The sequence below is a fragment of the Streptomyces sp. NPDC006283 genome, assembly GCF_040613325.1.
Lineage (GTDB): Bacteria > Actinomycetota > Actinomycetes > Streptomycetales > Streptomycetaceae > Streptomyces.
Genome location: NZ_JBEXRZ010000307.1, coordinates 1 through 6,548, shown reverse-complemented (window position 1 = coordinate 6,548; position 6,548 = coordinate 1). Strand labels below are relative to the sequence as shown.

Annotated in this window: 5 protein-coding genes; 3 read left to right on the top strand and 2 right to left on the bottom strand. The window is 72.8% G+C overall.

Annotation, left to right across the window (positions count from 1 at the left end; genetic code table 11):
- Positions 1 to 258: 258 nt before the first annotated feature.
- Positions 259 to 936 (top strand): TetR/AcrR family transcriptional regulator, encoded by a 678-nt coding sequence (locus ABZ070_RS34495; RefSeq protein WP_356639809.1) that lies wholly within the window; start codon positions 259 to 261, stop codon positions 934 to 936.
- Here ABZ070_RS34495 and ABZ070_RS34490 read toward each other — a convergent pair.
- Positions 905 to 1,813 (bottom strand): MaoC family dehydratase, encoded by a 909-nt coding sequence (locus ABZ070_RS34490; RefSeq protein ID WP_356639813.1) that lies wholly within the window; start codon positions 1,811 to 1,813, stop codon positions 905 to 907. The two genes, ABZ070_RS34495 and ABZ070_RS34490, sit on opposite strands and share 32 nt — an antisense overlap.
- A gap of 2 nt (positions 1,814 to 1,815) precedes the next feature.
- The gene (locus ABZ070_RS34485; protein ID WP_356639807.1) at positions 1,816 to 3,126 is read right to left on the bottom strand and encodes a 3-oxoacyl-ACP reductase; all 1,311 of its coding nucleotides are present in this window, start codon (positions 3,124 to 3,126) and stop codon (positions 1,816 to 1,818) included.
- A 71-nt stretch (positions 3,127 to 3,197) separates the two neighbouring features.
- Here ABZ070_RS34485 and ABZ070_RS34480 point away from each other — a divergent pair, with 71 nt between their 5' ends.
- Both ABZ070_RS34480 and ABZ070_RS34475 read left to right on the top strand, forming a co-directional pair.
- Positions 3,198 to 4,475, top strand: a complete 1,278-nt coding sequence (locus tag ABZ070_RS34480) for an acetyl-CoA C-acetyltransferase (protein ID WP_356639805.1) — start codon at positions 3,198 to 3,200, stop codon at positions 4,473 to 4,475.
- A gap of 139 nt (positions 4,476 to 4,614) precedes the next feature.
- Positions 4,615 to 6,504, top strand: coding sequence for an AMP-dependent synthetase/ligase (locus ABZ070_RS34475; protein ID WP_356639811.1), 1,890 nt, complete (start codon positions 4,615 to 4,617; stop codon positions 6,502 to 6,504).
- The last annotated feature ends 44 nt before the right edge of the window (positions 6,505 to 6,548 follow it).

The following is a 6,548-nucleotide window of genomic DNA, read 5'->3' as shown; positions in this document are numbered from 1 at the left end:
CGTCGGGGTCGGGCAGATGGGGGAGGCCGACCAGCGGGCCGAGGACCAGAAGACCCGCGAGGCCAAGGCGTTGATGCCGTGCCCGCGGCCGCGCATGCGCGGCCCTCGTCCCGATCCGGCCGAGACCCGTCGTGCCCGGTTGACCCAGCCCCGCGGGCTGCACCTTAATGCGGGCCATGGACGCCGCCATGACGCAGTCATCTGCCAGAGTCGTACGCTTACTGCTGAGTAAGGGCGTGGGGCGGGAGGAACACTGACATGAGTGCTGTGAAGGGCGTGAGGGCCAAACGCATGCCGCGCGCCGTGCGTGAGCAGCAGATGATGGACGCCGCCGTGCAGACGTTCGGGCAGCGCGGCTACCGCGCGGCGTCGATGGACGAGATCGCGGAACTCGCCGGCGTCTCCAAGCCTCTGGTGTACCTCTATCTGAACTCCAAGGAGGAGCTGTTCACCGCGTGCATCAGGCGGGAGGCGCAGCGGCTCACAGAGGCCGTGCAGGCGGCGATCCAGCCGGGGCTGACGGCGGACCAGCAGATGTGGGCGGGGCTGGAGGCGTTCTTCCGGCACACACAGGAGAACCCCGACGGCTGGTCCGTGCTGCACCGCCAGGCACGTACGCACGGGGAGCCGTTCGCGGCGGAGGTCTCGAAGATGCGGGAGGAGATAGCCGCGTTCGTGACCGTCCTGATCGGCGCGGCGGCCCGCAAGGGGGTGCCGCCCGCGCCGGGGACGGCGGGTGCGCACCGCAGCGGCGAGCTGGCCGACCGTGACATCGAGGGGCTCGCGCAGGCCCTCGTGGGAGCTGCAGAGTCGCTCGCCGGGTGGTCGAACGACTCGGGCGGCATGTCGGCGAAGGAGGCCGCCGGTCTGCTGATGAACTTCGCCTGGACCGGCCTGGGCGGCCTCATGGACGGGGAGCGCTGGTCCCCCCGCTGACGACGGCCCCGCTGCCGGCCTCTCCGGTCAGGTGCACACGGTCGCCGTCGCGCAGTTCGAAGGCGGTGCCGTCGGCGGTGGTCCGCGCCGCGTAGACGACGTCGGCGGGCAGCAGGACGGGCGCCTTGAACTCGGCCCGTGCCCCGGCCGCCGGTCCTGCCGTCCGCTCCGCCTCGGCCAGAGCGCGCGCGAACGTCCACATGCCGTGGGCGATGTGCCGGGGGAAGCCGAACAGCTTCGCCGTGAGCGGATGCAGGTGGATGGGGTTGCGGTCGCCGGAGGCCGCCCCGTAGCGGCGGCCGAGGTCTCCCGGGACCCGCCACTCGGCGACGGCGGGGAGCGGCGCGCGGGCGGGGCCGCAGTCACCGGGGCCGTCGTGGGGGCCGTCGTACGTGGTCCGGTGCCGGGCCAGGTAGGAGCTGCGCGACTCCCAGACGAGCTCGCCGTCCAGTCGTGCCTCCGTGGCCATGACCACCTCGGTGCCGCGCCGGTGGGGGACGAGCCTTTCCGCGTGGACGGCGAGTTCGGGCCGGTCGTCGCGCCGCAGTACCTGCCGCCCGTGCCGGACGATCTCTATACGGGTGTGGACCAGACCGAGCAGCGGCAGGGGGAAGGCGCGCTCGGACATCAGCCGCATGGCGAGCGGGAATCCGAGGATGTGCGGGTAGGGGAGCGGCAGCGCGTCGCCCGCCGGGAAGCCGCAGATGTCGGAGTACGAGGCGAGACGCGCGGGGTCGACCCGGGCGCCGGGGAGCACGATCCGGGTCGCGGGCAGCGGCGCACCGGCGCGGACGCCGCGCTTGAGCGGGGACAGCGCCGCGCCGCGGGCGAGCAGCGGGGTGAGCCGGGGCGCGGCGGTCAGCGTGGTGGTCCGCATGGTCACGCCCCCAGCAGGCTCTGGCCGCAGACCCGCAGGACCTGGCCGTTCACGGGGCCCGAGGACGGGTGGGCCAGGTAGGCGGTCGCCTCGGCGACGTCGATGGGCAGGCCGCCCTGGGCGTGGGAGTTCATGCGCCGGCCCGCCTCGCGGATGAACAGCGGCACGGCGGCCGTCATCTTCGTCTCGATGAAGCCGGGGGCGACGGCGTTGACGGTGACGCCGTGGGCGGCCGCGGCGCGCGGGGCCAGCGAACGGACCATGCCGATGATCCCGGCCTTGCTCGCCGCGTAGTTGGTCTGGCCGGTGTTGCCCGCGATGCCGGCGATGGAGGCGGTGGCGACGATCCGGCCGCCGCGGCGCAGCGTCCCGGTCCTGAGCAGCGCGTCCGTGGTGTCGAGCACTGCGGCCAGGTTGACGTCGATCACCGAACTCCACCGGTCGGCGGGCATGTTGGCGAGCCGGCGGTCGCGGGTGATGCCCGCGTTGTGGACGAGGACGTCCAGACAGCCGCCGGGCAGTGCGGAGGCGATGCGGTGGGCGGCGTCGTCCGCGGTGATGTCCAGGGGGAGTGCCGTCGCCTCCAGCCCGTCGGCGGTGCGTATCAGGTCGGCCCGGGCCTCGGGGACGTCCAGGCAGAAGACATGGGCGCCGTCGCGCGCGAGGACCTCGGCGACGGCCGCGCCGATGCCGCGGGCGGCGCCGGTGACGAGGGCGGTCCGGCCGGCGAGCGGATGGGTGGGGTCGGCGGGCGACTCCGGTTCGGTGCCCGTGAGTTCGAGGACCTGGCCGCTGACGTACGCCGACTTGGGGGAGAACAGGAAGCGCAGCGTCGACTCCGCGGCGGCGGGCGAGGGGGCCGTCAGCCGGACGAGGTTGACGGTGCGGCCGTGGCCCATCTCCTTGCCGAGGGAGCGGACGAGACCTTCGAGCGCCTGCTGGGCCGCGGCCTGGTGGTGGTCCTCGGCGGAAAGCCGGGCCCCTAGGACGACGACGCGTCCGCTGTCGGCGACGGAGCGGACGACGGGGTGCAGTGCGGCGTGCACTTCTGCCAGGTCGGTGGCGGAGGCGACGCCGGTCGCGTCGAGCAGGACACCGCCGGGGGCCGCCGTCGAGGTGACCGTCTTCAGGCCGATGTCCGGCACCGGGCCGTCCAGGCCGGAGGTGCCGGCGGTCAGCACCAGCAACGGACCGTCGAGCGTGGGGTTCTCGGGGCTCCAGCGGCGCAGCGGGGCGGGCTGGGGCAGTCCGAGCCGGCGGGTGAGGAAGCGGCCCGGCGCCGTACCGGTGAAGTTCAGATAGCGGTCGGCCATTGTCCTGACTCCCTGCTCGGTCGTAGATTTACTCTTGAGTAAGGTTACTCAAGAGTCAGGAGCTGGTCGAGATGGTGTCGATGTTCCCTCGAAGGGTCGCGGTCATCGGCGGCAGCCGCACCCCCTTCGCCCGCTCCGACGGCCCCTACGCCACCGCTTCCAACCAGGAGATGCTCGGTGCCGCCCTTGACGGACTCGTCGAGCGCTACGGTCTGCGGGAGCCGGGCGCCGTCGGCGAGTTCGTGGCGGGTGCGGTGCTCAAGCACAGCCGCGACTTCAACCTCGCGCGCGAAACGGTCCTCGGCTCCGGCCTCGATCCCAGGACACCCGCGTACGACATCCAGCAGGCCTGCGGCACCGGCCTCCAAGCGGTGATCTCCGTCGCGAACAAGATCGCGGTCGGCGCGATCGAGAGCGGCGTCGCGGGCGGCGCCGACACCACCAGCGACGCGCCGCTCGGCGTCAACGACGAACTCCGGCGGATCCTTCTCGACGCCCGGCGTGCGAAGAGCGCCGGTGCCCGCCTCAAAGCGCTCTCCCGCGTGCGGCCCAGGCACCTCGTGCCCGACATCCCCCGCAACGCGGAGCCGCGCACCGGCCTGTCCATGGGCGAACACGCGGCGATCACCGCGGCCGAGTGGGGCATCGGCCGCGAGGCGCAGGATCTGCTGGCCGCGACCAGCCACCAGCGGCTCGCCGCCGCGTACGAGCGGGGTTTCCTCGACGACCTCGTCGTTCCCTACCGCGGTCTGGAGCGCGACCAGAACCTGCGCCCCGGCTCCACGGTCGACAAGCTCGCCACTTTGAAGACGGTGTACGGCAACGACCGGCCCGGCGCGACGATGACGGCCGGCAACTCGACCCCGCTCACCGACGGCGCGGCCACCGTGCTGCTGGCGAGCGAGGAGTGGGCCGCGGAGCACGGCTTCGAGCCGCTCGCACAGCTCACCGCATACGAGACGGGTGCGGTGGATTACGTGAACGGCGACCAGTCGGGCGGCGAGGACGGCCTGCTGATGGCGCCCGCGTACGCCGTGCCGCGCATGCTGGAGCGCGCCGGTCTGACGATCGAGGACTTCGACCTGGTCGAGATCCACGAGGCGTTCGCGTCCCAGGTCCTCGCGACCCTCGCCGCCTGGGAGAGGCAGGGCCTGTCGCCCGTCGACCGCGACCGGCTGAACGTCGCCGGTTCCTCGCTCGCCACCGGGCACCCCTTCGCCGCCACCGGCGCCCGGATCGTCGCCACGCTGGCCAAACTCCTCGCGGAACGCGAGGGGCCAGGCCGCGGCCTGATCTCCGTCTGCGCCGCGGGCGGCCTCGGCGTCACGGCGATCCTCGAGCGCGCTTGAGCCGCCCCGACCGCACCCGCCCCGACCGCACCAGCACCGTCGCACCCGCCCCGACCGCACCAGCACCGTTCGCCACCCGTATGACGAGGAGCCGCACGTGTCCGTCGATCTGGTTGTTCCCGCAGGGCCGCCCGCGCCGGTGGAACCGGACAAGAAGCTGGTGGACAAGGTAGTGCGGGAGGTGTCCGTGCCGGCGCTGGCACCGGTCGTCGCCCACGGTTCCCTCGCCGACATCCCCTTCGACAACGCTCAAGAGGCCCCCGGCGAAGCCGTCCTGAGCCGCAAGGACGCCGACGGCGCCTGGCGGGACGTGACGGCGGCTCAGTTCGCCGCGGACGTGCTCGCCGTGGCGAAGGGGCTGATCGCCGAGGGGCTCCGGCCCGGCGACCGGGTCGCGATCATGTCCCGTACGACCTACGAGTGGACGCTCCTCGACTTCGCCGGCTGGGCGGCAGGGCTCGTCACCGTCCCCGTCTACCCGACGTCGTCCGCCTTCCAGGCGCGCTGGATCCTCGAGAACTCGGGAGCCGTCGCCTGCGCCGTCGAGACGGCCGACCAGGCCAGGCTGATCGGCCAGGAACGCGGGCAACTGCCCGGCCTCACCCACCTGTGGGAACTCGGCGCGGGTGCGGTGGCGCGGCTCCGCGAGGCCGGTGAGAAGGCAGGGATCCCGGACGCCGCCGTCGCGGAACGCAGGGCAGGACTCTCGCCGGACACGATCGCCACGTTGATCTACACCTCCGGGACGACCGGCCGCCCCAAGGGCTGCGTGCTCACCCACGCGAACTTCTTCGCGGAGGTCGACAACGCCGTCGAGCTGCTGCACCCGGTCTTCAGGTCCGTCAGCAAGGAGCCCGCGTCGACCCTTCTCTTCCTGCCCCTGTCGCACGTCTTCGGACGCATGGTGGCCATCGGCTGCCTGCGCGCCCGGGTGCGGCTCGGGCACGCGCCGTCCATCCGGACCGAGGACCTGCTCGCGGACATGGCGGGTTTCCGGCCGACGTTCCTGCTGGCCATCCCGTACGTCCTGGAGAAGGTCTTCAACACCGGGCGGGCCACCGCGGAGAAGATGGGGCGTGCCTCGTCGTTCGACCGCGCCGCGAAGATCGCCCAGCGGTACGGAGAAGCCGTGGAAGCCGCCGCGCACGGCACCGGCCCGGGCCCGTCGCTCGGGCTCAGGGCGGCGCGCGCGCTGTACGACCCGCTGGTCTACCGCCGCATCCGCGCGGCGCTCGGCGGCAAGGTGCGGTACGCGATCTGCGGCGGCTCACCACTCGGCCGCAGGCTCGCCTCCTTCTATGCGGGCGCGGGCATCCAGGTCTTCGAGGGATACGGCCTGACCGAGACGACCGCCGCGTCCACGGTGACCCCGCCGCTGCGGCCCCGGCTCGGGACCGTCGGCTGGCCGATGCCGGGCACGGCCGTGCGGATCGCCGAGGACGGCGAGGTGCTGCTGCGCGGCGGCCAGGTCTGCGAGGGGTACTGGGACGCCGGGCAGGGTGCGGTCGTACCGCTGACGGACACGGAGGGCTGGCTGGCCACCGGGGACCTCGGGGCACTGGACGACGCGGGTTATCTGACGATCACCGGCCGCAAGAAGGACCTCGTCATCACCTCCGGCGGCAAGAACGTCGCGCCGGCCCCGCTGGAGGACTGGCTGCGCGCCCACCCTCTCGTGTCCCAGTGCATGGTCGTCGGCGACAACCGCTCGTACATCACGGCCCTGCTCACGCTTGAGCAGGACGGCCTCGACCACTGGCGCCGGATGAAGAAGAAGGTGCATCTGCCGATGGTCGAGCTGGTGAACGACGAGGAGCTGCTCGGCACGCTGCAACGCGCGGTCGACGAGGCGAACCGGCTGGTGTCCCGCGCCGAGTCGATCCGCCGCTTCAAGGTGCTGACGTCGGACTTCACGGAGGAGAGCGGCCATCTGACGCCGTCGCTGAAGCTCAAGCGCCCGGCCATCGCCCGTGACTTCGAGGCGGAGATCGAGTCTCTCTACGACGGCCGGCGCGACGAGAGGCCCTGATCCTCGGGGCCGGGGCCGGAAAAGGCAGGAGCCCCGCCCCGTAC

Excerpts from the sequence above, each read along its gene's own strand:
- ABZ070_RS34495 (WP_356639809.1), top strand. The coding sequence starts at position 259 with ATGAGTGCTGTGAAGGGCGTGAGGGCCAAACGCATGCCGCGCGCCGTG.
- ABZ070_RS34490 (WP_356639813.1), bottom strand. The coding sequence starts at position 1,813 with ATGCGGACCACCACGCTGACCGCCGCGCCCCGGCTCACCCCGCTGCTC.
- ABZ070_RS34485 (WP_356639807.1), bottom strand. The coding sequence starts at position 3,126 with ATGGCCGACCGCTATCTGAACTTCACCGGTACGGCGCCGGGCCGCTTC.
- ABZ070_RS34480 (WP_356639805.1), top strand. The coding sequence starts at position 3,198 with ATGGTGTCGATGTTCCCTCGAAGGGTCGCGGTCATCGGCGGCAGCCGC.